This window comes from Streptomyces sp. NPDC058335 (assembly GCF_042723915.1).
GTDB lineage: Bacteria > Actinomycetota > Actinomycetes > Streptomycetales > Streptomycetaceae > Streptomyces.
This window is the reverse complement of the sequence record NZ_JBHXHX010000001.1, coordinates 422,686-447,278: the sequence shown is the minus strand read 5'-3', so window position 1 is coordinate 447,278 and position 24,593 is coordinate 422,686. Positions and strand designations below refer to the sequence as shown.

At 71.9% G+C, this 24,593-nt stretch carries 19 protein-coding genes and 1 pseudogene; 8 read left to right on the top strand and 12 right to left on the bottom strand.

Going from position 1 to position 24,593, the window contains the following annotated elements; translation table 11 throughout:
- The first annotated feature begins 95 nt into the window (after positions 1-95).
- A complete protein-coding gene (locus ACFWJX_RS01945) occupies positions 96-2,642 on the top strand; it encodes an ATP-dependent Clp protease ATP-binding subunit (protein ID WP_383235341.1) in 2,547 nt (848 codons plus the stop codon).
- 13 nt (positions 2,643-2,655) lie between these two features.
- Here the strand turns inward: ACFWJX_RS01945 and ggt are convergent, their stop codons facing one another.
- On the bottom strand, positions 2,656-4,458 hold the full coding sequence (ggt, locus tag ACFWJX_RS01940; protein WP_383235338.1) for a gamma-glutamyltransferase: 1,803 nt from the start codon (positions 4,456-4,458) through the stop codon (positions 2,656-2,658).
- 143 nt (positions 4,459-4,601) lie between these two features.
- On the opposite strand from ggt, the gene ACFWJX_RS01935 reads away from it, so the two are divergent.
- Positions 4,602-5,363, top strand: a complete 762-nt coding sequence (locus ACFWJX_RS01935; protein WP_383235335.1) for a hypothetical protein — start codon at positions 4,602-4,604, stop codon at positions 5,361-5,363.
- Between the two features lie 159 nt (positions 5,364-5,522).
- On the top strand, positions 5,523-7,091 hold the full coding sequence (locus ACFWJX_RS01930) for a CocE/NonD family hydrolase (protein ID WP_383235332.1): 1,569 nt from the start codon (positions 5,523-5,525) through the stop codon (positions 7,089-7,091).
- Positions 7,092-7,205: 114 nt separating this feature from the next.
- Here the strand turns inward: ACFWJX_RS01930 and ACFWJX_RS01925 are convergent, their stop codons facing one another.
- Together ACFWJX_RS01925 and ACFWJX_RS01920 are read right to left on the bottom strand one after the other, a co-directional pair.
- Positions 7,206-7,949, bottom strand: coding sequence for an amino acid ABC transporter ATP-binding protein (locus ACFWJX_RS01925; protein ID WP_383235329.1), 744 nt, complete (start codon positions 7,947-7,949; stop codon positions 7,206-7,208).
- 147 nt (positions 7,950-8,096) lie between these two features.
- Positions 8,097-8,519, bottom strand: coding sequence for a DUF6278 family protein (locus ACFWJX_RS01920; RefSeq protein ID WP_383235326.1), 423 nt, complete (start codon positions 8,517-8,519; stop codon positions 8,097-8,099).
- A 715-nt stretch (positions 8,520-9,234) separates the two neighbouring features.
- Here ACFWJX_RS01920 and ACFWJX_RS01915 point away from each other — a divergent pair.
- Positions 9,235-9,675, top strand: a complete 441-nt coding sequence (locus ACFWJX_RS01915; protein ID WP_383235323.1) for a hypothetical protein — start codon at positions 9,235-9,237, stop codon at positions 9,673-9,675.
- A gap of 23 nt (positions 9,676-9,698) precedes the next feature.
- On the opposite strand, the gene ACFWJX_RS01910 is transcribed toward ACFWJX_RS01915, so the two are convergent.
- The 3 genes from ACFWJX_RS01910 to pcaC all read right to left on the bottom strand — a co-directional run bounded on the left by ACFWJX_RS01910 (position 9,699) and on the right by pcaC (position 12,531).
- The gene (locus tag ACFWJX_RS01910) at positions 9,699-10,478 is read right to left on the bottom strand and encodes an exodeoxyribonuclease III (RefSeq protein WP_383235320.1); all 780 of its coding nucleotides are present in this window, start codon (positions 10,476-10,478) and stop codon (positions 9,699-9,701) included.
- Positions 10,479-10,517: 39 nt separating this feature from the next.
- Positions 10,518-11,153, bottom strand: coding sequence for an MBL fold metallo-hydrolase (locus ACFWJX_RS01905; protein WP_383235915.1), 636 nt, complete (start codon positions 11,151-11,153; stop codon positions 10,518-10,520).
- Between the two features lie 76 nt (positions 11,154-11,229).
- Entirely contained in the window at positions 11,230-12,531 is a 1,302-nt protein-coding gene (pcaC, locus tag ACFWJX_RS01900) for a 4-carboxymuconolactone decarboxylase (RefSeq protein WP_383235317.1), read from the bottom strand.
- A gap of 537 nt (positions 12,532-13,068) precedes the next feature.
- Between pcaC and ACFWJX_RS01895 the strand changes: the two genes are divergently transcribed.
- From ACFWJX_RS01895 to ACFWJX_RS01880, 4 genes are all read left to right on the top strand, one after another.
- The gene (locus ACFWJX_RS01895) at positions 13,069-13,605 is read left to right on the top strand and encodes a GNAT family N-acetyltransferase (RefSeq protein WP_383235314.1); all 537 of its coding nucleotides are present in this window, start codon (positions 13,069-13,071) and stop codon (positions 13,603-13,605) included.
- A 63-nt stretch (positions 13,606-13,668) separates the two neighbouring features.
- On the top strand, positions 13,669-15,174 hold the full coding sequence (locus ACFWJX_RS01890; protein WP_383235311.1) for an ABC transporter substrate-binding protein: 1,506 nt from the start codon (positions 13,669-13,671) through the stop codon (positions 15,172-15,174).
- A gap of 5 nt (positions 15,175-15,179) precedes the next feature.
- On the top strand, positions 15,180-17,072 hold the full coding sequence (locus ACFWJX_RS01885; protein WP_383235308.1) for an ABC transporter permease subunit: 1,893 nt from the start codon (positions 15,180-15,182) through the stop codon (positions 17,070-17,072).
- Positions 17,069-18,367, top strand: a complete 1,299-nt coding sequence (locus ACFWJX_RS01880) for an MDR family MFS transporter (RefSeq protein WP_383235305.1) — start codon at positions 17,069-17,071, stop codon at positions 18,365-18,367. The genes ACFWJX_RS01885 and ACFWJX_RS01880 overlap by 4 nt, the downstream gene beginning before the upstream one ends.
- Positions 18,368-18,609: 242 nt before the next feature.
- Here ACFWJX_RS01880 and ACFWJX_RS01875 read toward each other — a convergent pair.
- From ACFWJX_RS01875 to ACFWJX_RS01850, 6 genes and pseudogenes are all read right to left on the bottom strand, one after another.
- Positions 18,610-18,858, bottom strand: a pseudogene (locus ACFWJX_RS01875) (alanine racemase C-terminal domain-containing protein); the annotation flags it as partial.
- A 315-nt stretch (positions 18,859-19,173) separates the two neighbouring features.
- Positions 19,174-20,457, bottom strand: a complete 1,284-nt coding sequence (locus ACFWJX_RS01870; RefSeq protein WP_383235302.1) for an NAD(P)/FAD-dependent oxidoreductase — start codon at positions 20,455-20,457, stop codon at positions 19,174-19,176.
- A gap of 39 nt (positions 20,458-20,496) precedes the next feature.
- The gene (locus ACFWJX_RS01865) at positions 20,497-21,162 is read right to left on the bottom strand and encodes a haloacid dehalogenase type II (RefSeq protein ID WP_383235299.1); all 666 of its coding nucleotides are present in this window, start codon (positions 21,160-21,162) and stop codon (positions 20,497-20,499) included.
- Between the two features lie 49 nt (positions 21,163-21,211).
- Positions 21,212-22,150 carry an aldo/keto reductase gene (locus ACFWJX_RS01860; protein ID WP_383235296.1) on the bottom strand — a complete coding sequence of 313 codons (939 nt, stop codon included), beginning with the start codon at positions 22,148-22,150 and terminating at the stop codon, positions 21,212-21,214.
- Positions 22,147-23,601: an aldehyde dehydrogenase family protein gene (locus ACFWJX_RS01855; RefSeq protein WP_383235294.1), complete on the bottom strand. Its 1,455-nt coding sequence runs from the start codon at positions 23,599-23,601 to the stop codon at positions 22,147-22,149. Before ACFWJX_RS01855 ends, ACFWJX_RS01860 begins: the two co-directional genes overlap by 4 nt.
- A complete protein-coding gene (locus ACFWJX_RS01850; RefSeq protein ID WP_383235291.1) occupies positions 23,598-24,590 on the bottom strand; it encodes a succinylglutamate desuccinylase/aspartoacylase family protein in 993 nt (330 codons plus the stop codon). Before ACFWJX_RS01850 ends, ACFWJX_RS01855 begins: the two co-directional genes overlap by 4 nt.
- Positions 24,591-24,593: the final 3 nt, after the last annotated feature.

Below are 24,593 nucleotides of genomic sequence, written 5' to 3'. Positions count from 1 at the left end.
CATGCCACCCCAAAAGGAACGTGTCATCGTGGTGTAGCCCGACCCGGACAGGAAACCCGTCCGCACCGGCAACGCAGTCGAGGGAACGGAATGCCATGACCAGCGGCTACATCGGCCCTGAGGGCGACCCCTTCGGTGAATTCCTGGCCCGCTTCTTCGGCGGGCCCCGCCCCGGCCCCCGCCAGATCAACATCGGCCAGCTCCTCAGCCAGCCGGCCAGGGAGCTGGTCCGCGGCGCGGCCCAGTACGCCGCCGAGCACGGCAGCCGCGATCTGGACACCGAGCACCTGCTGCGCGCGGCCCTCGCGGCGGAGCCGACCCGCAGCCTGCTCAGCCGGGCCGGCGCCGACCCCGACTCCCTCGCGACGGAGATCGACGAGCGCTCGGGCCCGGCGCAGCACCCGCCGGGCGAGGTGCCGCCGCCCACGTCGCTGTCGCTGACGCCGGCCGCAAAGCGGGCCCTGCTGGACGCCCACGACCTGGCGCGCTCGCGCGGCGCGGGCTACATCGGCCCCGAGCACGTGCTGAGCGCCCTCGCGGCCAATCCGGACTCCGCGGCCGGGCACATCCTCAACGCGGCCCGCTTCGCGCCGTCCGCGGGCCCGTCCGAGCCCGCGGACACCTTGCCCCCGCAGGCCGGCCAGGAGCGGCAGCGGCCCGCCTCCACGCCGACCCTGGACAAGTACGGCCGCGATCTGACCGACCTGGCGCGCAAGGGCCGTATCGACCCGGTGATCGGCCGGGACGACGAGATCGAGCAGACGATCGAGGTGCTGTCCCGGCGCGGCAAGAACAACCCCGTGCTGATCGGTGACGCGGGCGTCGGCAAGACCGCCATCGTGGAGGGGCTCGCGCAGCGCATCGCGGACGGCGACGTGCCCGACGTGCTGACCGGCCGCCGTGTCGTCGCCCTGGACCTGTCCGGCGTGGTTGCGGGAACCCGTTACCGGGGCGACTTCGAGGAGCGCCTCAACGCCATCGTGAACGAGATCCGTGAGCACTCCGACCAACTCATCGTCTTCATCGACGAGTTGCACACGGTCGTCGGCGCGGGTGGCGGCGGCGAGGGCGGCTCGATGGATGCCGGAAACATCCTCAAGCCGGCGTTGGCCCGCGGCGAGCTGCACATCGTGGGCGCCACGACGCTGGAGGAGTACCGGCGGATCGAGAAGGACGCGGCGCTGGCCCGGCGGTTCCAGCCGATCCTGGTGCCGGAGCCGTCGGCCGCGGACGCGATCGAGATCCTGCGCGGTCTGCGCGACCGGTACGAGGCCCACCACCAGGTCCGTTACACCGACGAGGCGCTGGTGGCGGCCGTGGAGCTGTCCGACCGCTACCTCACCGACCGGCGGCTGCCCGACAAGGCCATCGACCTGATCGACCAGGCCGGCGCCCGGGTGCGCCTCGGTGCCCGCACCAAGGGCACGGACGTACGCGCCATGGAGCGCGAGGTCGAGCAGCTCACCCGCGACAAGGACCAGGCGGTCGCCGACGAGCAGTACGAGCAGGCCACCCAACTCCGGGACCGGATCATGGAGTTGAAGCAGCGGATGGTGGACGCGGCCGGGGGCGGCGAGGCCGACGAGGGCCAGCATCTGGAGGTCACCGCGGAGGCCGTCGCCGAGGTCGTCTCCCGCCAGACCGGCATCCCCGTCGCGAGCCTCACCCAGGAGGAGAAGGACCGGCTGCTCGGCCTGGAACAGCATCTGCACGAGCGGGTCGTCGGCCAGGACGAGGCCGTGCGGGTCGTCTCGGACGCCGTGCTGCGCTCGCGTGCCGGGCTGTCGAGCCCGGACCGGCCGATCGGCAGCTTCCTGTTCCTCGGCCCGACCGGCGTCGGCAAGACCGAGCTGGCCCGCGCGCTCGCAGAAGCGCTGTTCGGCAGCGAGGAGCGCATGGTCCGCCTGGACATGAGCGAGTACCAGGAGCGGCACACCGTGAGCCGCCTGGTGGGCGCCCCGCCCGGCTACGTCGGCCACGAGGAGGCCGGCCAGCTGACCGAGGCGGTCCGTCGTCACCCGTACTCGCTGCTGCTGCTCGACGAGGTGGAGAAAGCGCATCCGGATGTTTTCAACATCCTGCTCCAGGTCCTCGACGACGGGCGGCTGACCGACGCGCAGGGCCGCACGGTCGACTTCACCAACACGGTGATCGTGATGACCAGCAATCTGGGTTCCGAGGCGATCATCCGGCGCGGTGCGGGAATCGGTTTCGGCGCGGGCGGCGCCGAGGCCGACGAGGAGGCGCGCCGGGAGCAGATCCTGCGCCCGCTGCGCGACCACTTCCGGCCGGAGTTCCTCAACCGCATCGACGAGATCGTCGTCTTCCGGCAGCTCAGCGGTGACCAACTGCGGCGGATCACCGACCTGTTGCTGGACGGGACCCGCCGGCTGGTGCACTCGCAGGGCATCGCCGTGGAGTTCTCCGACGCGGCCGTCGACTGGCTTGCCGAACGCGGTTACCAGCCCGAGTACGGCGCCCGTCCGCTGCGCCGCACCATCCAGCGTGAGGTCGACAACCAGCTGTCCCGTCTGCTGCTCGACGGGCGGGTCCAGGAGGGTGCCCGCGTGTCGGTCGACGTCGAGGACGGGCGGCTCGCGTTCCGCACGAGTCGCGACGAGCCGCCCGCTCCCGAGCTGTGAGGCCCCCGGCGTCCTACGGCGCCGGCAGCACCACCTGCGCCGAGCCGCCGCCCCGCCGTACGGTCTCGGCCGCCGCGAGCCACTTGCCGTTCGGCAGCCGCTGTACGGCGGTCGCGGCGCCGATCTCCGGGTTCAGCCGGAACGAGTGCCCGATCGCCTCCAGCCGTTCGGCCAGGTCGGTGCCGTAGAGACCGGGTTCGAGTTCCGTCTGGGCGGCGTTGCGCTGGCTGGCACGGGGTGCGGCGATGGCGTCCACGAGCGGGAGCCCGCGGTCGAGGAACCCGGTGAGGGTCTGGAGCACCGTGGTGATGATGGTGGCGCCGCCGGGCGAACCGAGGGCCACCACCGGCCGGTCGTGCCGGTCGAGGACGATGGTCGGCGAGATCGAGGAACGCGGCCGCTTGCCCGGACCGGGCAGGTTCGGGTCGTGCACGGCCGGGTTGGCCGGGGCGAAGGAGAAGTCCGTCAACTCGTTGTTGAGGATGAATCCGCGCCCCGGGACGGTGATGCCGCTGCCGCCGGTCTGCTCGATGGTGAGCGTGTAGGAAACGACGTTTCCCCACTTGTCGGCGACGGTCAGGTGCGTGGTGTTCTCGCCCTCGTACGTCGTCGGCGCCGCCGTGCCTCCCGTGGTGCAGGCCGCCGGGTGGCGCGGGTCGCCGGGCGCGACCGGGCTGGTGAGCACCGCGTCGTCCTTGATCAGGCACTCCCGCGAGTCGGCGTACCGCTGCGACAGCAGTTCCCTGGCCGGTACGTCCTCGAAGGCGGGGTCGCCGACCCAGCGCCCGCGGTCGGCGAAGGCGATGCGGCTGGCCTCGATGTACCGGTGCAGGTACTGGGCCCGGCTCGCCTTGGACAGGTCGGTCCGCTCCAGGATGTTGAGGGCCTCGCCGACGGTCGTGCCGCCTGAGGAGGAGGGCGCGATGGAGTACACGCCGAGGCCGCGGTAGGTGGTCCTGGTGGGGGCCTGGAGCTTGGCGCGGTAGGCGGTGAGGTCCTTCGCGGACAGCTCGCCGGGCCGGGCGTTCCAGCCCGAAGCCGGGTCCACCGGCGGCTTGTTCACGGTGTCGACGATGTCCTCGGCGATGTCGCCCCGGTAGAGCGCTCCGACCCCCTTGCGTCCCAACTCGGCGTAGGTGCGGGCGAGATCGGGATTCTTGAAGGTGGAACCGACGGCCGGGAGCTGTCCGCCGGGCAGGAACAGTTCGGTGGTGTCGGGGAAGTAGCGGAAGCGGGTCTCGTTGGCGGCGGTCTGGCTGCGGAAGGTGGCGTCGACGGTGAAGCCGTCGCGGGCCAGGCGCTCGGCGGGCTTGAGCAGTGTGCCCAGCTTCCTGCTGCCCCACCGGTCGAGGGCCGTCGCCCAGGTGGCGGGCGTGCCGGGGGTGCCGACGCCGAGGCCGCTGCTGACGGCGTCGGCGAAGGGGAGGGGTTTGCCGTTCTCGAGAAACAGGGTCGCGTCGGCGGTGAGCGGCGCGGTCTCCCGGCCGTCGATCGTGCGCACCGTTCGGGACTTGGCGTCGTAGTAGACGAAGTAACCGCCTCCGCCGATACCGGCGGAGTAGGGCTCGGTGACGCCGAGGGCGGCGGCGGTGGCGACGGCCGCGTCGACCGCGTTGCCGCCCTTGCGGAGGACCTCGATGCCGGCCGCGGAGGCGTCCGCGTCGACGCTGGCCACGGCACCGCCGTAGCCGACGGCGACGGGTGTCTTCTCGGCGGCCGTCCTCCCGGCGGCGGCGGGTGGCGCCGCCGCTCCCACCGAGACCACGGCGGCGGAAACCGCCAGGACCGACAGTTTCCGCGCGACAGTGCGACGCATCCGTACCTCCAGTCCGGGAACGTCCGCGCAGCGTAACCACAACGCGGTGCCCCCGACAGCCCCCTTCCGGGCAGTGTCATACGACTGGCACACATCGAACACGGGTACGTTCCGGCCATGGGATCCCACTACTATGCGCGCCCATGAATGACGACGTGCGCAACATCGTTCTGGGTGTGGTCGCGGCCGGTATCAGTGCCGCGCTCGGATGGGTGGCCCGCACCTACCTCTGGCGACGCAAACTACGGCGCAAGCAGGCCTTCTTCGGGCTGCCGGACAACTCGGAGTGCCTGCTGGTCGTCAACCGCGACCCGGCGACCTCGGAACCGGCGGTCCACCGCTTCGACGTCTTCGCGCTCCTGGAGCTGTCCGCGCTGATCAAGGACTGTGGCGCCAACGTCCAGGTGGTCACCCAGGACACGGCCCAGCAGGGCTTCGGCGAGCGCACCGAGTTCTGCGTCGGCGGCCCGGCCTCCAACCGGCGGATGATGGCGCACATGGCGGCGATGCTGCCCGGCGTGCGGGTCAACGTCGACGCCGAACCGGGCCCGGACCGGGGTGCGTTCCAGATCGGCACCGAGCGGCACCGCCTGGAGGCGGGCGCCACCGAGTACGTGCTGCTGGCCCGGCTCACCGCCGCCCAACGCCGGGACGCCCGCCCGGTGTTCCTCTTCTGCGGCCAGCGCGCGATCACCAACCAGGCAGCCACCCGCTATCTGGCCCGCAACCATGAGCGCCTGTACCGAAAGCACGGAAACAACTCCTTCGTGCTGTTGCTGAAGGTCGTCAACTCCCAGGCGTACGGCCCTGATGTGGTGGAACTGGTCGCCGACGTGACGCGGGCCGCCCAGACGCCGCTGCCCGCGCAGGCCGCCTCCACCCGCGCCTCGCACCGCGCGCCCTGAGCCCCCCCCACACACAACTCCCCGCACACCGCCGCTCGCCGACAACTCCCCGCACACGTCAACAATCGTTACTGGCACGTAACTTACCGGCGGGTACTCATGGTAAGGGCGGGAGGTTACCGTCGGGTCACTTTGCACTGACACGAGTGAGGAGTGACCGTGGGACACCACCGCACGGCCCTGCGCACGACCGCCGTCGGCGCCGTCTCCGCGACCCTGGTAGCCGGTGGCGTCCTCGGTCTCGCCCCCGCCGCGCAGGCCGCCACGAGCGGCATCCGCTTCGTCGACATCCAGGGCGCCGACGGCACCGTCCTGAAGGCGAACGTCGTCACGCCCGCGGGCGTCGACGGCACCGGCCGCCACCCCCTGATCGTGTTCCCGACGAGCTGGTCCTTCCCCCAGATCGAGTACCTCGCCCAGGCCCGGAGGCTCGCCGACTCGGGCTACATCGTGCTCACGTACAACGTGCGCGGCTTCTGGCAGTCCGGCGGCGAGATAGAGGTGGCGGGTCCGCCCGACGTGGCCGACGCTTCCACGGTGGTCGACTGGGCGCTCGCGCACACCGCCGCCGACCCCCGGCGCATCGGCATCGGGGGCGTCTCCTACGGCGCCGGCATCAGCCTGCTCGCCGCCGCGCACGACCCGCGCATCAAGGCCGTCGCGGCGCTCAGCGGCTGGGCCGACCTGACCGGGTCGATCTACTCCGGCCGCACCGAACACGTCCAGGCGGCCGCCCTGCTGGACGCCACGGGCACGGTCACCGGCCGCCACAGCGCCGAGACCCGCCGGGCCTTCGACGACTTCTACTCCGCCGACCTCTCCAGGGAACAGGACCTGATCGCCTGGGGGAAGAAACGTTCCCCCAGGACCTACCTGGACCAGCTCAACCAGAACGGCGCGGCGGTCATGCTCGCCAACACCTGGGGGGACACGGTCTTCCCGCCCAACCAGTACGCGGACTTCTACGAGAAGCTGACCGGCCCGAAGCGGCTGGCGTTCCGGCCCGGCGACCACGCGACGGCGGAACTCACCGGCCTGTTCGGACTGCCCAACGACGTGTGGACCGACACCGTGCGCTGGTTCGACCACCACCTCAGGGGCGTGGACAACGGCATCGACCGCGAGCAGCCGGTGCGGCTCAAGTCCCGTTCCACAAGCGGTTACGAGGGTTACCCGGACTGGAAATCGGTTACCGCGACCACCCGCAAGGTGAACCTCGCCGGCACCGCCACCATCCGTGCCGACGTCAACTCGGGCGCGGACGGCGGGATCGTGTTCCTGTCGAGCACCTTCGACCAGATCGCCCGGCTGCCCCCGGTGGCCTCGATCCCCCTGCTCCCCCGCCGTTGGGCCGCCGTCTGGCAGTCGGAGTCGTACGCGAGGACCCAACAGGTGCGCGGCACCGCCAGGTTGCACACCACGGTGACGCCGACCGAGGAGAGCGGCACCCTCGTCGCCTACCTCTACGACGTGGGGCCGCTCGGTCTCGGCAAGCTGGTCACCAACGCGCCGTACACCTTCCACGGGCGCACCCCGGGCGAGCCGTTCGGCGTGGACCTGGAGCTGTTCTCCACGGCCTACGACGTCCCGGCGGGGCACCGGCTGGCACTGGTCGTCGACACGGTCGACCCGCTCTACCTGGAGCACAACCCGACCGGCGCGCGGCTGACCTTCTCCTCGCCGGCGAACGACCCGTCGTACGTGTCGATTCCGCTGCGCGAACAGTGATCTCCGGCCGCCGCCGGGCGGGTATGGCTCCTGTGACTCTGCCCCTACGGCCCAGATGAACGGCCCATCCTAGACGAGGTTCCGTCCCGGGGGTCATGGCGGGCGCGTACTCGGCTAGTGCTTGAGGATCTTGGAGAGAAAGTCCTTGGCCCGGTCGCTGCGTGGATCGGTGAAGAACTCGTCCGGGCTGCGGTCCTCGACGATGCGGCCGTCGGCCATGAACACCACGCGGTTGGCGGCCGAGCGGGCGAAGCCCATCTCGTGGGTGACGACGACCATCGTCATGCCGTCCCGGGCGAGTTGCCGCATGACCTCCAGCACCTCGTTGATCATCTCCGGGTCGAGGGCGGAGGTCGGCTCGTCGAACAGCAGCGCCTTGGGCTCCATCGCGAGGGCCCGAGCGATGGCCACGCGCTGCTGCTGGCCGCCGGAGAGCTGTGCGGGGTACTTGTCGGCCTGGCTGGCCACGCCGACCCGGTCGAGCAGGGCACGCGCCTTCTCCTCGGCCTTCGACTTGTCGGTCCTGCGGACCTTGACCTGGCCCAGCGTCACGTTCTGGAGCACGGTCTTGTGCGCGAACAGGTTGAAGGACTGGAAGACCATGCCGACGTCGGCGCGCAGCCGGGCCAGCTCCTTGCCCTCGTCCGGGAGCGGTCTGCCGTCCAGCAGGATGGTGCCCGAGCGGATGGTCTCCAGCCGGTTGATGGCCCGGCAGAGCGTCGACTTGCCCGACCCCGAAGGGCCGATGACCACGACCACCTCCCCCTTGCCGACGGTGAGGTCGATGTCCTGGAGGACATGCAGTTCCCCGTAGTACTTGTTGACGTCACGCAGCTCGATCAACGGATCGACGGCCATGCGCAGCCCTACTCACTCTCAGCTGTCCCGTGCTGCCGCAAACTATCCAGATAAAACCGCCCTAAAGATTCGACACGCACTTCCCCCGCATTAGCCGTATTTACGCCCGTATCGAACCGCCACTCAAGCCTCCACTCGAACCTCGCCTCAGACCTCCGCCATCTCGCCGTAGCGCTGCGACAGCTCCGGAACGCCGTTGGCGGCCCACTCCTGCCCGGCCGTCACCACGTCGAACTCCCGGCCCGACGCGAGTCGAACGACGGGCTGGCCGCCGGGCCAGACCTCCCAGGCGGCGCCGGGGACGGTGCGTACGATGACCGTGCCGAGGTAGAGGCCGGCGTCGTTGCCGAGCCACGGCAGGTTCTCCTCGTCGTCGCGCCAGCGCGGCAGCAACTGGTCGAGCGCCTCCAGCGAGGCCGGTGTGTCGTCGAGCCGGATGCCCTCCCGCTCCGCCAGAGCGCGCAGCAACTCGCACTCGGAGAGGAGTTCGGCGACCCCTTCGGGGTCGGCGGCGGTCAGCGTCGCCTCGGCGTGCTTCTTGCGCCTGCTGCCCAGGAAAGGGATGTTCATACGTCCAGCGTGACATTCACACCGGCGTGCGCACCACAGGCGCGCGGACAGCGGCGAGCGGCCGGATCCCCCTCCCCCGCCCGCACGTCGAATTGACCGGTACGCGGCGTTTTCCCTGCCGTCGCGGTGCCCTGATGATCGACCGGACGTACGGGAGGAGTCGGTACGTACGCCGTCCTGTGCGCTGGTTTCCGTTGGTGGTCCTGCCCCTCGGCTCGCTGTTCCTCCCGCCGGGCAGGCCCGTACAGGCCGCGCGGGCCGCACCGCTGACCCTGGAGCGGCATTGCCGCTGTCCTTCGGGGTGCGGCGGGAGCCGAGCCGTCGGCGGGGCGCAGGCGGCCGGCGATCCCCTCGCCTTCACGGTGCCCGCGGGCGCCGGCCTGCCGGTCGGCTTCCACCTGCCCAGGACGGTGGCGGCGGTCCCGTCGCACGGGCTCGCGGTGCGGCGGTCGCACATGAGCGGGCCGGGGGACCACACGGCGGACGGTGACGGGACGGCGTACGGCGCGACGCTGACGAGCCGGCCGCTGCCGACCGGGGGGGGGAACGTCGGCGGCGGGCCGGGGTCGGTGGTACTGCTCGGGGACTCGATCACCGACGGCGACCGGTCGACGACCGACCCCGACGGCCGACCCCGACGGCCGTTGGCCCGACGTGCCGGCCGCCCGGCTGAGTCGGCTGAGCGGCTCAGTCGGCTCAGTCGGCAGGAAGAGACGTGCCGCGGTACGGCGTGCTCAACCAGGGCAGCGCGGGCAACCGGGTGGCCATCGAGGCCCCGGTACGGACCGTTGTCGCCGAGGGCATCAGCGACCTGCTCGCCGGGACGACGGCGGAGTGGCTCACGGCCGGTCTGCGGGCGACCGCCGAGCGGGCACGGCTGCGCGGGCTGCGGGTGCGGATGCGGATGCGGGACGACGCTGACGCACTGCGGAGGCCTCGCGCGGTGCACACCGGACGTGGAGGCCGGGCGCACCGCGGTCAACGCCTGGACCGGGAGAGCGGCGTCCTCGACGGCGTCCCCGATGCCGACCGCGCCCTGCGCGACCCGGCCGCTCGCGGGCGGCTGCCGCCCGCGTACGACAGCGGGGACCAACTGCACGCCGGGGACGCTGGGTACGCGGTCCTCGCGGAGCCCGTGGACCGGCGGCTGCTGTGACGCCCCTGGGGGGCCTCCGGGGCCTACACGTCCAGGTCGACGACGACCGGCGCGTGGTCCGAGGCGCCCTTGCCCTTGCGCTCCTCGCGGTCGACGTAGGAGTCCTTCACGGCCTTGACGAAGGGCGCGTTGCCGTAGACCAGGTCGATGCGCATGCCGCGGTTCTTGGGGAAGCAGAGCTGGCGGTAGTCCCAGTACGTGAAGGGGTGCTCGTACTTCAGGGGGCGCGGGACGACGTCGGAGAGGCCCACGCCGCGCAGGGAGGCGAGGGCGGCGCGCTCGGCGGGGGTGACATGGGTGGAGCCCTCGAAGGCGGCCACGTCGTGGACGTCGTCGTCGGTCGGCGCCACGTTGTAGTCGCCCAGCACGGCGAAGGGGCGGCTGCCTCCCGCGTCACCGGCGACGGCGGCCCTGAGGGCCTCGAACCACTGGAGCTTGTACGCGTAGTGCGGGTGCTCCACCTCGCGGCCGTTGGGCACATAGACCGACCAGACGCGGACCGGGCCGCAGGTCGCCGCGATCGCGCGGGGCTCCGGGGCCCCGTCGTAGCCCGGGTCGCCGGGCAGGCCCTTGACCACGTCCTCGATGCCCACGCGGGAGAGCACCGCCACGCCGTTCCACCTGCCGGTGGCGTGGACCGCCGCCTCGTAGCCCAGCTCGCGCAGCTGGTCGAACGGGAACTGGTCCTCGGCGACCTTGGCCTCCTGGAGGCAGAGCACGTCGGTGCCGCTGCTCTCCAGCCAGGCCAGGAGCCTCGGCAGGCGGGCGGTGATCGAGTTCACGTTCCAGGTCGCGATGCGCATGAACGACAACCTACCCGGAGGGTCCGACAACGCCGTCGCTCAGATCTGCGCCGAGGCTCCCGAGGCCAGCCGCTGGTGGTCCGCGCCGCCCAGATTGCCCAGGTGCGTGTCGTAGATCGGGCGGGCGAGGTCGGTGAGGAGGGCGTCGTGGATGTCGTAGACCCGCCGCGGCCCGACCTCCCTGACGTACTCGATGACCTCGGCGATCTTGTTCCAGGGGGCCTGGACGGGAGCGAGGAGGGTCTCCACCGGGTGGTCGGGGACGGTGAGGGCGTCGCCGGGGTGGAAGACGCGGCCGCCGTCGATCAGGAAGCCGACGTTGGTGACGCGCGGCAGGTCCGGGTGGATCACGGCGTGCAGCTCGCCGTGGACCTGGACGTCGAAGCCCGCCGCGGTGAAGGCGTCCCCGTGGCCGACGGTGTGGACGCGGCCCGGGAAGGCGCCGGCGATCTTCTCCGCGACCGACGCGAGGGTCCAGATCTCGGTGGCCGGGTCGGCCTCCAGGGCCGCCCGCAGCCGCTCCTCGCTGAAGTGGTCGGGGTGCTCGTGCGTGACGAGGATCGCGTCCGCGCCGAGCGCCGCGTCCTCCTCGGTGAACGCGCCCGGGTCGAGAACGAGCGTGCGGCCGTCCTTCTCCAGACGGACACAGGCATGCGCCTTCTTCGTCAGCTTCATGGGCGTCACGGGCGACTTGGGGGTCATGGGCGTCATGGGCGTCATGATCCCATCCTGCCGCCGCCGGGCGACCGGCTCACTCGGAGGGCGTCGTCTCCTCCCGGATGACCTGCTGCGCCACCCGGAACGCGCTGTTCGCTGCCGGTACGCCGCAGTAGACCGCCACCTGGAGCAGGACCTCCTTGATCTCGTCCGGGGTGAGGCCGTTGCGCAGGGCGGCGCGGGTGTGGAAGGCCAGCTCGTCGAGGTGTCCGCCGGCCACCAGCGCGGTGAGCGTGACGCAGGAGCGCGAACGGCGGTCGAGGCCGGGGCGGTCCCAGATCTCGCCCCAGGCGTAGCGGGTGATCAGCTCCTGGAAGTCGCCCGAGAAGTCGTCGGCCTCTGCCAGCGCCCGGTCCACATGGGCGTCCCCGAGGACCTCGCGGCGTACCTTCAGCCCGGCGTCGTACGGGTCGGGGCGGCCCGTGACCTGCGGCGGCGCGACGACCGGTGCGGGGGCGATCTCGGCGATCGGCGCGGCGTGCGGGGACACGGCCTGCGGCGGCCTGAGGGAGACGCCGGGGACGGCGGTCTGGCCCGTGCTGTGCTCGTGGGCGGGCTGCCAGGCGGTCGAGAAGTGCCGGACCAGGAGGTCGGTGACGGCGGCGGGCTGCTCGACCGGGACCAGGTGGGAGGCGCCGGGGACGACGGCGAGGCGGGCGTCGGGGATGCCCGCGACCAGCGTGCGGGCCTCGGCGGGGCCGGTGACCTGGTCGTCCGAGCCGACGAGGACCAGCGTCGGCACGCCGACCATGCCGAGTTCGGCCCGCACGTCGAAGGAGGCGAGCGCCTCGCAGGCCGCGATGTAGCAGCCGGGGTCGGTGGTGCGCACCATCTGTACGGCCCACTCGGTGATCGCGGGCTGCGCGGCGGCGAAGCCGCTGGTGAACCAACGGTCGGGCGAGGTACGGGCGATGGGGTCGAGGCCGTTCGTCCGGACGATCACACCGCGCTGCCGGAACTCGTCCGCCGTGCCGAACCGCGGCGAGGCCGCGATGAGCGCGAGCGAGGCGACCCGCTCGGGGTGACGCAGCGCCAGCTCCACACCGACCGCACCGCCGAACGCACAGCCCGCGTAGCCGAAGCGCTGCACACCGAGCGCGTCGAGCGTGGCCAGCAGCCGCTCGGCGAGGTCACTGACGGAGCCCGCCGGATAGGCCGGGGACCCGCCGTGACCGGGCAGGTCGAACCGGAAGATCCGCCACTGCTGGGCCAGCTCGGGAACCTGCCGGTCCCACATGTGCCAGGTGGTACCCAGGGAGGGACCCAGGATCAGGACGGGAGCCTCTTCTGGCCCGTCAAAGCGGTATTGCAGGGTGTTCGGTGGTGTCTCACTCACCCGCAAGACCCTCTCATCTGTCACGGACGCCCCTATGACGGGGGGTCGGTAGACACCGTCCTGACCAGCGGCACCGACGACGTCATCACCGAGCCACTCCTGGACGGTAACGGCAACCCCAGCGCCGTGACCTAAGAGTGCCATGTGTGCCGGCAGGAGTTCGAGCGCTCCGGCACGGCCGCCTGGACCCACGGCGCCGTCGTCTGCTCCCTCTCCTTCCCGGGCCTGCCCGGCGCCTCCGTGACCCGCGCGACGCTCCTGTGCCCGAAGGGCAGTGTGCAGGTCGGGCACGACGGTTTCGATGTGGTGAAGGCCCGTCGCGGCTGCTCGACGACATCCTCGACGGTGTCGGCCCGGCCGGCTCCAGAACGCGTACTCCTACCGGCTGTCCGGGTCGGGCGAGCGGCGGGGAGTCATCATGCGAGCCGTCACCCACGGGTCCCCACCCGGCGGCCTGGAGCCGGCGGCCTCCACCCGGCGGCCTGGACCCGGTCGACCGGCCACGGGACCGAAATCACTACTGCATATGATGTGCAAGTGCATAGCTACCGCATCAGAACGGCAACGGCAGCAGACCTCGACGAGGCGCGGGTCGTCATGCTCGACACCGTGTACCGCGACTTCGGCACCGGGTACGTGCCGCACTGGCACGCCGACATCATCGACCCGGAGACGTTCTACGTCACACCACCACGGCACACCCTGCTGGTCGCCGTCGACGAGCGGGACGGGACGGTGGCCGCCACCGGAGCGCTGGACGCGCGCGGGCCGGCCCATCCGCCGAACCCCCGCCGGCTGGCCGAGAGGTATCCGTCGGGGGTGACCGCGCAGTTGCGGCGGGTGTACGTACGCCCTGAGCACCGGCGACGCGGCCTGGCCCGGCAACTGGTGGACGGACTGCTGGACTTCGCGAAGGCCGACGGGGGTTACCGGGCGGTGTATCTGCACACGTATCCGCACGCGCCGGGCGCGATGGGCCTTTGGCAGACGCTCGGCACAAAGGTCTGCGACGAGCGGGAGGAAGTATCCGGCGGCGGCAGTGGCGTCGTGCACTTCGAGATCCCCATGATTTAAATGACAACCATGTTCATGTAGCTTGTGGCTGATATCAGCCCTTGAAAGGCAAGAACGAAGACCATGAGATCTCCCCGCCGTCGGCTGACAGCCGGCCTGCTGCTCGCTCCGCTCCTCTCCGGCTGCTTCTCCTCTTCCGGCGATGACACGTCGTCCTCGGACTCGTCCGGCTCCGACGGCGGTCGCCTGCACGTGGCGCTGGCTTTCACGCCGACGCAGAACTTCTCCCCGTTCGGGCAGGACGCCTTCCACCTGTCCCGGCTGGGGGTCGCGGAGGGGCTGACCCGGCTGGACGCCAACGGCACCGCGGTCCCCGCGCTCGCCGAGTCGTGGAGCGCCGAGAAGAGCGGCCGGAGCTGGCTGTTCACGCTCCGGGACGCGAAGTTCCAGGACGGCGGCACAGTGACCGCGCAGGCCGTCGCCGCGGCCCTCACCCACGCCGCCGACGCGGACCCCGCGCCTGCTGCCCTGTCCGGGGTGAAGCTGACCGCGGAGGCGGCGGGCGAGGAGCAGGTCCGGGTGAGTACCGGTGTCGCCGACCCGGCGCTGCCGCTGCGGCTGTCCAACCCGAGCCTGGCGGTGTTCTCCCCGAAGGCGTACGGCAAGAAGGGCACGGCGAACCCGGTCGGTACGGCCACCGGTCCCTTCGAACTGACCAGGATCACCGGCGATACCGCGGCCACCCTGGACCGGTTCGACGACTACTGGGGCGGTCGTGCCCAGGCGTCCGGCATCGACGCGAAGTTCATCGCCGACGGCACCGCCCGAGCCAACGCACTGCGGACCGGGGAGACGGACATCGCCGAGGCCCTGCCCGTCGCGCAGGTCGCCTCCCTCGACAAGGCCACCGTCCACGAGTCGAACACCGCACGCAACACCAGCCTGCACCTGAACACCAGGTCCGGTCCCTTCGCCGACCCGAAGCTGCGGGCCGCCGCACGCGAGGCGATCGACACCGCCGTCATCGCCAAGGACATCTACGAGAGCTACGCCGAGCCCGCCCGGGGCATCTACGGCCCGGCGCTCAGCTGGGCCGCGGGCAAGCGGATCGGGCCGGCCGGACGGGCGAAGGCCGCCGCTCCCGACGGCACGTCCATCACCCTGGCGACGTACAACAACCGGCCTGAGCTGCCCGAGGTCGCCCAGGTGCTGCAACAGCAGCTCGAGAAGGCCGGCTTCGCGGTGAAGCTGGAGGTGCGCGACTACTCCCGGCTGGAGAGCGACGCGCTCGCCGGGAAGTTCGACGCCTTCGTTCTCTCCCGGAACATGATGCTCGACACCGGTGACCCCGTCTCCGTCCTGGCCTCCGACTTCACCTGTGACGGCACGTACAACCTGTCGCTGCTGTGCGACAAGAAGGTCGACGCCGCCGTCGCCAAGGCCCAGGCCGTCTCCGAGACCGGCGCTCGGCAGGACGCCACCATGGCGGCGGAAGCCACGGTCCTCGGCACCGACGCGGTCGTTCCGCTCGTGCACCTGAAGGTCGTCACCGGCATCGTCACCTCGGTGCAGGGCACGCTGCTCGACCCGTACGAGCGTGCCTTCGTCGGCACGGGGACCCGGCGCTGAACCGCATGCCCGTCTCTCCGGCCGGAGGCAGCCCGGCCGCCCTGCGCCGCCTCGCGCGGGGCGGCGCCCCCACCCTGCTGTGGCGGGCGCTGCTCGCGGCCACACTGGTGGGCGGGATCGGCCTGCTGCCGTGGCTGTCCCGTACGGACCCCGCGCTGACCGTGCTCAAGGCCCGCTCGGTCGAACGCGATCCCACCCCCGAGGCGCTGCGGGCCGTACGGGACGAACTCGGCCTGGACGACGGCCCGCTGACACTGCTCGGGCGATGGCTGGGCGGGCTGCTGCACGGCGACGCCGGTCAGTCGTGGATCTCCGGCACCGACGCGCTGCCGTCCGCCACGCAGGCCCTCGGCGTCTCCCTGCTGTTGATGGCCGGGGCCCTCGCGGCCGCCGTCGGTACGGCCGCGGCGGTGTGCGCCCGCACACTGTGGCTCGGCTCGCGGCGCCGGCTCGGTGAGCGCACACCGGGCGGCACCATGACGGCCGTGCTGGCCGCACTGCCCGAGTTCCTCCTCGCCTCGGTGTCGGCCTCGGTCATCGGCGTGCAGCTCGGCTGGCTGCCCGCTCTGGGCTGGTACGGCCCACAGTGGATGGTGCTGCCCTCGCTCGCCCTGGGCCTGCCTGCCGGGGCCGTGCTGGGGCGGATGCTGGACGACCTCCTGCCCGCCGCGTTCGCCGAGCCGTGGGCGCTGGCCGCCGCCGCACGCGGCGTCCCACCAAGGAGCGTGGCCCGGCAGGCGCTGCGCCGCAGCCTGCCCGGACTCCTGCCCAACCTGGGGCTGTTCGTGGTCGGCCTGACCGGCGGGTCGGTCGCCGTGGAGCAGATCTTCGACATACCGGGCCTCGGCCGGCTCACGCTGCGCGCCGCCCTCGCCCAGGACCTGCCCGTCCTGCAGACAGGCACACTCGCCCTGGTGCTCCTCGCGGCCGCCGTCGGAGTCGTGGCCCGGCTCACGGCCCGGTGGCTGATCGGACCCGCGCTGCGCGACGGCGCCCTGCACTCCCTGCACCGGCCCACCCCACCCGCGCCCCGGACACTGCCCCTGCTGTACGGGACGCTGCTCCTCGCCGTCATCGGCCTCGGCCTGCCCCGCGATCCACTCGTGCTGAACACGGCCGTCCGGCTCCAAGCCCCCTCCGCGGCACACCCCTTCGGCACCGACGCGCTCGGCCGCGACATCCTCGCCCGCATCGCCCACGGCGCGCTCAACACGCTCGCCCTCGCCCTCGCGGTCAGCGTCACCGCCCTCGTGACCGGGGTGCTGCTGGGCCTGCTGCCCCGGCTGTCCGGGCCACTCGTCGACACCGTCAACGCCGTACCGCCCGTCCTGGTCGCTCTCCTCGTCACCGGGATCGCAGGCAGCGGCCCGTGGACCCCCGCCCTCGCCGTGGCCGCAGTCGCCTGGTCCCCGCTGGCCACCCACACCTCCGCCCTCCTGCAACAGGAACGCGCCACCACCCATCTGACCGCCACCCGCGCCCTCGGCGCCGGCCCCTGGTACCTGCTCACCCACGAGCTGCTCCCGGCCATCCTGCCGCCCGTCGCCCGCCACGCCCTGCTCCGACTGCCCGGCATCGCCCTGTCGCTGGCCGCCCTCGGCTTCCTCGGCCTGGGCGCCCGGCCCCCGTCGCCCGAGTGGGGCCTGCTGCTCGCCGAGAACCAGCCCTACGCCGAACGCGCCCCCTGGGCGGTCCTGGCACCAGCCGCCGTCCTCGCCCTGCTCGGGGCCCTGGCGGTGACGGCGGCGGGTGGCGTGCGCAGGCCCCGGCTCCCGCGGCGGCTCCAGCGCTCCGGGGCGGCACCGGCCGAGCGCCAGGGCCGCCCCGTCGAGCGGGAGCCGTCCGCGCTCGAGCCGCTCCCCACCCCCGTACTCATCTCCCCTACGGACACCACATGACGGATCTCATCTCCCGTGCCCTGACCCGCCGGGCCGAGCGGTCCCCGAAGTCCCCACGCGAAGGCATCCGGGTGACGTGGAAGGCCCTGTCACCGCTCCTGCGGTTGTTGATCATCACCCAACTCGCCTTCAACATCGGCTTCTACGCCGTGCTGCCGTTCCTCGCCGAGCATCTCGGCACAGCGATCGGCATGGCGGGCTGGCTCGTCGGATTCGTCCTCGGTCTGAGGACCTTCAGTCAGCAGGGCCTGTTCGTGGTCGGCGGCTGGCTCGTCGACCGGTACGGCGTGCGCCCCGTCGTCCTGGCCGGCTGCGTGCTGCGGATCGCCGGGTTCGCGTGGCTGGGGTACGCGCAGGCGACCTGGGCCGTGATCGGCGCGGTACTGGTGATCGGCTTCGCGGCGGCGCTGTTCTCCCCGGCCGTGGAGTCCGAGGTGGCCCGGCAGGCGGTGGCCTGGGAAGAGGAGGGCAACGGCCCGCGTACCCGGGTGCTGGCCCTGTTCACCGTGGCGGGCCAGGCCGGAGCCTTCGTCGGCCCGCTGCTCGGCGCACTGCTGCTCGCCGTGGACTTCCGCACCGCCTGCCTCGCCGGGGCCGCGGTCTTCGTCCTGGTCCTCGCCGGACACGCACGGCTGATGCCCCAGCACATCCCCGGCCGGGTCCCCACCCGGAAGCGGGGCGGGATGCGCGCACTGCTGCGCAACCGCCGCTTCCTCGCCCTGTGCTGCGCCTACGGCAGCTATCTGCTCGCCTACAACCAGCTCTACCTGGCCCTGCCGGACGAGGTGCAGCGTGCGGCGGGCTCCCAGGCTCCCCTGTCCTGGCTGTTCGCCCTCTCCTCCCTGCTGGTCGTCTTCGCCCAGCTCCCGGTCACCCGCTGGGCGGGCGACCGGCTCGACCTGCGTCACTCCATGACCGCCGGGCTGCTGCTCATCGCGGCCGGATTCGCGGTCGTGGCCGCGGCCCGCCCGGCCGAACTGACCGGCACCACGGGCCTGCTGCCCGCCGCGGGCTTCATCGTCCTGCTCACCCTGGGGCAGATGCTGGTCGTCCCCGCCGCCCGCGCGTGGGTGCCCGACCTCGCCGAGGACGGCCGGATCGGCCTCTACATCGGCGCGCTGTCCTCCGTCTCCGGCCTGATCGTCCTCATCGGCAGCGCGGCCACCGGCTCCCTGCTCGACCTGGGCCTCCCGGCCGCCGTTCCCTGGCTCGTCCTCGCCGCTGTCCCAGCCCTGGCGGTGGCCCTGGTGCCGCGCCGCCCGGGACGGACCGGGGGCGTGGACGCGGCACGCTGACGATCCTCGGGGCGAACCGGTCGGTCCTCCCGTCCGCAGGGACGTCGGGGAGTGCCGCGATGCCGCAGGCCCTCGTCCCGAGGCGGCTGCCCGATGCGTGCACACCAGCACCCGCCCGTCAGCCCCGTACCCCGCTCGGTGGGAGATCCGACCTCGGCGTCAGATGCTCGGGCCGGTGCCCGGCCGCGCACCCACGTAGGTGCGGGGCCGGTGCCCGGCCGCGCACCCACGTAGGTGCGGGGCGCCCGCTCGGTGATGCGGCACACGGTCTCGTCGGCGATCGTCCCGGCCCACCCCGCGATGTCGTCGGCCGAGATGACGTCGCCTCCCTGCTCGCCCATCAGGACGACCTCGTCGCCGGGTTCGACCGGCTCGTCTCCGCAGTCGATGGTGACCTGGTCCACGGACACGGCGCCGGCGACGGGGGTAGCGCCGTCGCCGGCGGCGTGACTGAGCCGCCGATCTCCTTGGGCGCGGCGGCCAGATCTCACGGCAGGCCGCGACGATGGCGGCCGCTGTCTCAGGCGCCAGCAGCCCGAGCTCCTCATTCGCGCCACCGGATGGTTGGGGCGGAGGCAACAGGGCCGAACACGCCGGGCTGGTCGCGCAAGAGAGCCGGCTGGTCGCGAACAAGAACCAGCCAGTCGCCGTGGGTCAGGCCGATCCGATGCGAAGCTCCTCGGCGACGATGTCGATCCGGTGGAGGATCAGATGCGGTCCCAGCGGCAGACCGAGAAGCCGATTGCATCGAGAGGGCCAGTGCCGGGCGGACGCCGGCACTGGCCCTTCTGTTGGTTCATCGGGTGTCAGCGCAGGCGGTCCTTGGCCTTGTAGTAGGCGCCACCGAACGGCAGGAACCAGGGGGTGCCGTTGTAGAAGGGGACCGGAACCTTGGGGAAGCCGAGGCCGCGCAGCGGGTTGGCCTCCGGCTTGCCGTCCATCATCTCGGCCACCGCCCGGCCCATGTACGTGGCCATCTGGACGCCGTGGCCGCAGTAACCCATGGAGTAGTACAGGCCGTTCGCCTCCCCAGCGTGCGGGAGGCGGTCCCAGGAGAAGCCGACCATGCCGCCCCACACGTAGTCGACCCGCACCCCCGCCAGCTGCGGGAAGATCTCCGTCATCTCCCGCTTGAGGATGTCGCCGCTCTTGACGTCGGAGGCCGGGTCGGAGGGAGCGAAGCGGGCCCGGCCGCCGAAGGCGAGGCGGTTGTCGGGAGTGAGGCGGAGGTAGTGGCCGATGTTCTTGGAGTCGACCACCAGACGGGCGTTGGGGATCAGCTCCTTGGCGCGCGCCTCACCGAGCGGCTCGGTGACGATGATGAAGCTGCCGACGTTGATCAGCCGCTTGCGGAACCACGGCAGCGCCTTGTCGGTGTAGGCGTCGGTCGCGGCCATGACCTGCTTGGCGCGGATGGTGCCGTGCAGGGTCTCGACCAGGAAACCGCCGCCCGGCAGACGGGTGAGGCCGGTGGCCGCGTTCCGCTCGTGGATCTCCGCGCCGGCGCGCTCGGCGGCCTCCGCCAGGCCGTGGACGTACTTGCCCACGTGCAGGGCGGCGCTGAGCGGGTCGAGCAGGGCGCCGTGGTAGTAGTCCGAGCCCAGCTCCGACTTCAGATCGCTGCGGGTCAGGAGCTGCGTCTCGTGGTCGAAGTTGTCGGCCAGGTCGCGCTGCGTGGCCTTCATGCTCTCGAAGTGCTGCGGCTTGTACGCGACGCCCAGGCGGCCGGAGCGGTTGAAGTCACACTCGATCTTCTCGGTGTGCGTGATTTCCTCGACGACGTCGACGGCCTCGCGGAAGGAGTCGTACAGCTCACGGGCGCGCTCCTGGCCGTAGCGCTTGCGGGCCTCCCCGACACCGATGGTGAGGCCCTGGGTGCACATGCTGCCGTTGCGGCCCGAGGCGCCCGAGCCGACCTTGTCCTTCTCGACCAGGACGACCCGGGCGCCCTTGCGGGCGGCGTGGTAGGCGGTGGACAGGCCGGTGAGGCCGCCGCCGATGACCACCACGTCCGCCTCGCCGGGCAGGTCCTTTCCGGACCGGTCGGGCAGGGCGGGAGCGGTGTCGAGCCAGTAGGGGATCTGCTTCATGGCGTGCGTCCTCTGTTTCTCTGTCCTGTGTCGCCCTGGTCAGCAGCCGAGCAGGGCCGGCAGACCCGACAGGTCGGTCAGCTCGTCGTAGGGCTGGTAGTCGGCGCTGCCGGGGCGGCCGAAGCGGTTGATCCACACCCGGCGCTTCAAACCGAGGTCGCGGGTCGGGATGTGGTCGTACTCCCAGCCCTGCGCGGTGTGGATGACCTGCGACGGCTCGACGCCCATGGTCTTGAAGGCGTGCTCGAAGGTCTGGCGGTCCGGCTTGTACGCGCCCGCCTGCTGGGCGGTGATGACGTGGTCGAACTCGACGCCGATGTTCTCGACGTTGCGCGCGATGAGGTTGTCGTCGCTGTTGGTGATGATGGCGATCTCGTAACGGGACTTCAGCGCGCGCAGGGCGTCCGGGACCTCCGGGAAGGGACCGAAGGTGGGGACGGCCTCGACGAGGGCGTCGCCGTCGGAGGTGCGGTATTCCAGGCCGTGCAGGCGCATGGCCATCCGCAGGCTGGAGTGCAGGATCTCGTGGTAGGGGCGGTATGCCTCCAGGACGGCCTGAAAGCGCATGACGCGGAAGTCGTCGAGGAACTCGTCGACGTCGAGGTTGTCCAGGTCCAGCCGGTCGGAGAGGACCTTGAGGGTGGTGGGGCCGAGCTGGAAGTCGACCAGGGTGCCGTAGGCGTCGAAGGTGACGATCTCTCGCATGGTGTTCAACCTCGGTTTCCGGTTCGTGCAGAGGGAGTTGGGCTGCGGGTCAGACGACTTGTTCGCCGGGGGTGACGATCGCGTCGAGTGCGGCCAGGTCGGCCGCGTCGGGGATCCAGTCGGCCGCCGCCGCGTTGGCGGTGACCTGTCCGGGGTTCATGGCGCCGCAGATGACGGAGCCGACGGCGGGCAGGGCCGCCAGTCCGCCCACCGCGACCTGGAGGAGGGTCAGGCCGCGCTCGGCGCCGTACGCGGTGAGCGCCTCGACGCGGTCGAGGGCGGCGTCGGTCAGCCAGCCCTGCCGCCACGACAGGCGGCTTCCGGGCGGCGGCTGCTCGCCGCGCCGGTACTTGCCGCTGAGCAGGCCGTTGGCCAGCGGGTAGTACGGCAGCAGACCGAGCCCGTGGCGCAGGCAGGCCGGGATCAGGTCGGCTTCCACGCTGCGGTCGAGCAGGTGGTAGGCGGCCTGGGTGCTGACGAACGCCTCGGACAGGTCCTCGGCCGGCAGGTTGGAGCAGCCGATGTGGCCGATCTTGCCCTCGGTCACCAGTTCGCGCAGAGCGGCGATCGTCTCGTCGAGCGGGGTGACGCCGTCCGGCTCGTGGTACTGGTACAGGTCGATGCGGTCGGTGCCCAGGCGGCGAAGCGACGACTCGACGGCGTACCGGATGTAGGCGCGGGCTCCGCGTCGGCCGTACAGGTCCGCGTCGGGTCCCACCTCCATGCCGAACTTGGTGGCGAGGACGACCTCGTCGCGATGCCCCTTGAGGGCGGCGCCGAGAAGGCGTTCGCCGTCGCCGCGCGTGCCGCCCTGTTCGCCGAAGCCGCCGTACATGTCAGCGGTGTCGAACAGGGTGATTCCGGCGTCGAGGGCCGCGTGGACGACGGCCTTCGTGCCCTCCTCGTCCAGGCGGGAACCGAAGTTGTTGCCGCCGACCCCGACCACCGAGACGGCCGGACCGCGCTCGCCGAGCGTGCGGTATCTCATGAGCGGTCCCCGAATCCGATGCAGACGTTCTTGGTCTGCGTGTAGCTCGCCAGGGCTTCGAGGCCCTTCTCCCGGCCCCAGCCGCTGTGCTTGTAGCCGCCGAAGGGAAGCTCGATGCCCGTGCCCGCGCTGGTCACGTTGACGTAGACCTGGCCGGCCCGAATGCCCTCGGCCAGGGTCATCGCCTTGTCGAGGTCGCGGGTCCAGACGTAGGAGGAGAGGCCGTACGGGCTGTCGTTGGCGATCTGAAGGGCCTCGTCCGCGTCGTCGAACTCGATGACGGTGACGACAGGGCCGAAGATCTCCTCGCGCGCGCACCGGGCCTGGTTGGTCAGGCCGGTCAGGACGGTCGGCTCGATGAAGTAGCCGTCGGCGAGTTCGGGCGCGGACGGAGCGCCTCCGCCGACCCGGGCCTCGGCGCCTTCCTGGCGGGCCAGGTCCAGGTATCCCAGGACCCGGTCGCGCTGCCGGGCGGCGACCAGCGGGCCGATGTCCGGGTCCGTGAGGCCCGGTCCGACGCGCAGGCCGGCGATCTTCTCGACCAGCCGGTCCAGGAACTCCTCGGCGCCGCGCTGGAGCAGCAGCCGCGTTCCCGCCGAGCACATCTGGCCGGCGTTGCTGAACGACCAGCCCAGGACCGCCTGCAGGGCCAGGTCGAAGTCGGCGTCGGCGAAGACGATGAACGGCGACTTGCCGCCCAGCTCCGTGACGGAGGGCACCACGTTGGCGGCGGCGGCCTGGGCGACCTTGATGCCGGTCGGCACCGAGCCGGTGAAGGTGACCTGGTCGATTCCGGGGTGGCCGGCGAGGGCCGCGCCGGTCTCGCCGTCGCCGGGGACGACGTTCAGCACGCCCGGCGGCAGCCCGCACTCCAGCGCGATGCGGCCGATCTCCAGCGGGGTGAGCGGTGCCTCCGGGGAGGGCTTGAGCACCACCGTGCAGCCCGCCGCCAGCGCCGGGGCGGAGCCCCTGGCGGTGTTCTGAAGCGGGTAGTTGAAGGGGATGATCTGGCCGGAGACGCCGATCGGCTCTCGGACGGTGTAGTCCATCAGGCCGGGGCCGAGGGGGACGGTCGTGCCGCCGAGCTTGTCGGCGATGCCCGCGTAGAACTCGAAGTAGCGCGCGGCGCCCTCGACATCGGCCTTGGCCTGGCTGAGCGGCTTGCCGACGTCCTGGCTCTCCAGCCGGGCCAGCCGCTCGCCCTGGTAGCGGATCGCCTCCGCGATGCGGTAGAGGATCCGGCCGCGGTCGGCGGCGCGCATCCTGGCCCACTCGGGCGAGGTGAAGGCCGTGCGGGCCGCCGCCACCGCCTGGTCCACGTCCGCCGGGCCGGCCAGCGCCACCCGGGCGATGGCCGTGCCGTCCGACGGGTCGAGGACGGTGAAGGTGCGGCCGTCGGCGGCCGGGATCTGCTTGCCGTCGACGAGAAGCAACTGCGTATCGCTGCTCATGGCCGGATCTCCCCCTGCACCTCGCCGAAGATGACGACCTCGTCGCCCGGACGGACCGTGCGGATCCGGCGCACCCAGAGCACGATGCCGTCCTGCGGGGCGCGGACCTCCTCCAGCGTGTTGCCGTAGTGGTCGACGATGTGGGCGATCAGGTCGCCTTCCTTGCAGGTCTCCCCCGGCTCGGCGTGGCCGAGGAAGAAGCCGCCGGCGGCGGAGCGGGCGAAGGTGCCGGAGACGGCCGTGTACGTGTCGCGCAGTTCCGCCTCGCCGTCGATCATGCCGAGTCGGCGCATGATGTTGCGGATCGAGTGGATGTGCAGCTCGACGTTGGCCTCGCGGTAGGTGCCGCCGCCCGCCTCGATGGTGATGGCGGGCTTGCCGGCCGCGAGGGTGGGGTGGCGGACCGTGCCGCCCCACTTGCCGCCCTTCCAGACCAGCTCGTGGCCGGACGCGAGGGCGAGGTCCGTGGCCAGTTCCTCGTAGCCGCCCTGGAGGATCACGAGCGGGGCTATCTCACCGAAGGTGCCGCCGGTGTGCAGGTCCACCAGGGCGTCGATGGCGGGAACGACCTGCTCGACGAAGGTGGCGGCCAGGCGCAGGGAGTACGAGCCGTCCGCGTCGCCCGGGAAGATGCGGTTGAGGTTGAGGTGGTCGAGGCCGCTGGTGCGGGCGGCGGCCTCGAAGGCGGGGGTGTTCATGCAGGGGATGCCGACGAGGGTGCCGCGCAGGGTGGCGGAGTCGGTCTCGGCGAGGACGCGGCGGATGGCTTCCTGGCCGTCGTACTCGTCGCCGTGCACGCCCGCGTCCACGCAGAGCACCGGGCCGTCCTGGGCGCCGTTGACGACGACGAGAGGGATGCCGAGTTCCACGCCGTAGGTGCTGGTGCCGACGGGGATGAGTCCCTGGGCGCGCTCGCCGGGGGCGACGGTCAGCGGACCGATGGAGTACATCAGGGAGTTCCTTTCGAAGGCGTGAGTCGAGGGACTCATGCG

Coding starts and splice junctions, on each gene's coding strand:
- ACFWJX_RS01945 (WP_383235341.1), top strand. CDS start 96: ATGACCAGCGGCTACATCGGCCCTGAGGGCGACCCCTTCGGTGAATTC.
- ACFWJX_RS01925 (WP_383235329.1), bottom strand. CDS start 7,949: ATGGCCGTCGATCCGTTGATCGAGCTGCGTGACGTCAACAAGTACTAC.
- ACFWJX_RS01905 (WP_383235915.1), bottom strand. CDS start 11,153: ATGAAGCTGACGAAGAAGGCGCATGCCTGTGTCCGTCTGGAGAAGGAC.
- ACFWJX_RS01935 (WP_383235335.1), top strand. CDS start 4,602: ATGAATGACGACGTGCGCAACATCGTTCTGGGTGTGGTCGCGGCCGGT.
- ggt (WP_383235338.1), bottom strand. CDS start 4,458: ATGCGTCGCACTGTCGCGCGGAAACTGTCGGTCCTGGCGGTTTCCGCC.
- ACFWJX_RS01920 (WP_383235326.1), bottom strand. CDS start 8,519: ATGAACATCCCTTTCCTGGGCAGCAGGCGCAAGAAGCACGCCGAGGCG.
- ACFWJX_RS01885 (WP_383235308.1), top strand. CDS start 15,180: ATGCCCGTCTCTCCGGCCGGAGGCAGCCCGGCCGCCCTGCGCCGCCTC.
- ACFWJX_RS01865 (WP_383235299.1), bottom strand. CDS start 21,162: ATGCGAGAGATCGTCACCTTCGACGCCTACGGCACCCTGGTCGACTTC.
- ACFWJX_RS01870 (WP_383235302.1), bottom strand. CDS start 20,457: ATGAAGCAGATCCCCTACTGGCTCGACACCGCTCCCGCCCTGCCCGAC.
- ACFWJX_RS01855 (WP_383235294.1), bottom strand. CDS start 23,601: ATGAGCAGCGATACGCAGTTGCTTCTCGTCGACGGCAAGCAGATCCCG.
- ACFWJX_RS01890 (WP_383235311.1), top strand. CDS start 13,669: ATGAGATCTCCCCGCCGTCGGCTGACAGCCGGCCTGCTGCTCGCTCCG.
- ACFWJX_RS01880 (WP_383235305.1), top strand. CDS start 17,069: ATGACGGATCTCATCTCCCGTGCCCTGACCCGCCGGGCCGAGCGGTCC.
- ACFWJX_RS01850 (WP_383235291.1), bottom strand. CDS start 24,590: ATGAGTCCCTCGACTCACGCCTTCGAAAGGAACTCCCTGATGTACTCC.
- ACFWJX_RS01910 (WP_383235320.1), bottom strand. CDS start 10,478: ATGCGCATCGCGACCTGGAACGTGAACTCGATCACCGCCCGCCTGCCG.
- ACFWJX_RS01860 (WP_383235296.1), bottom strand. CDS start 22,150: ATGAGATACCGCACGCTCGGCGAGCGCGGTCCGGCCGTCTCGGTGGTC.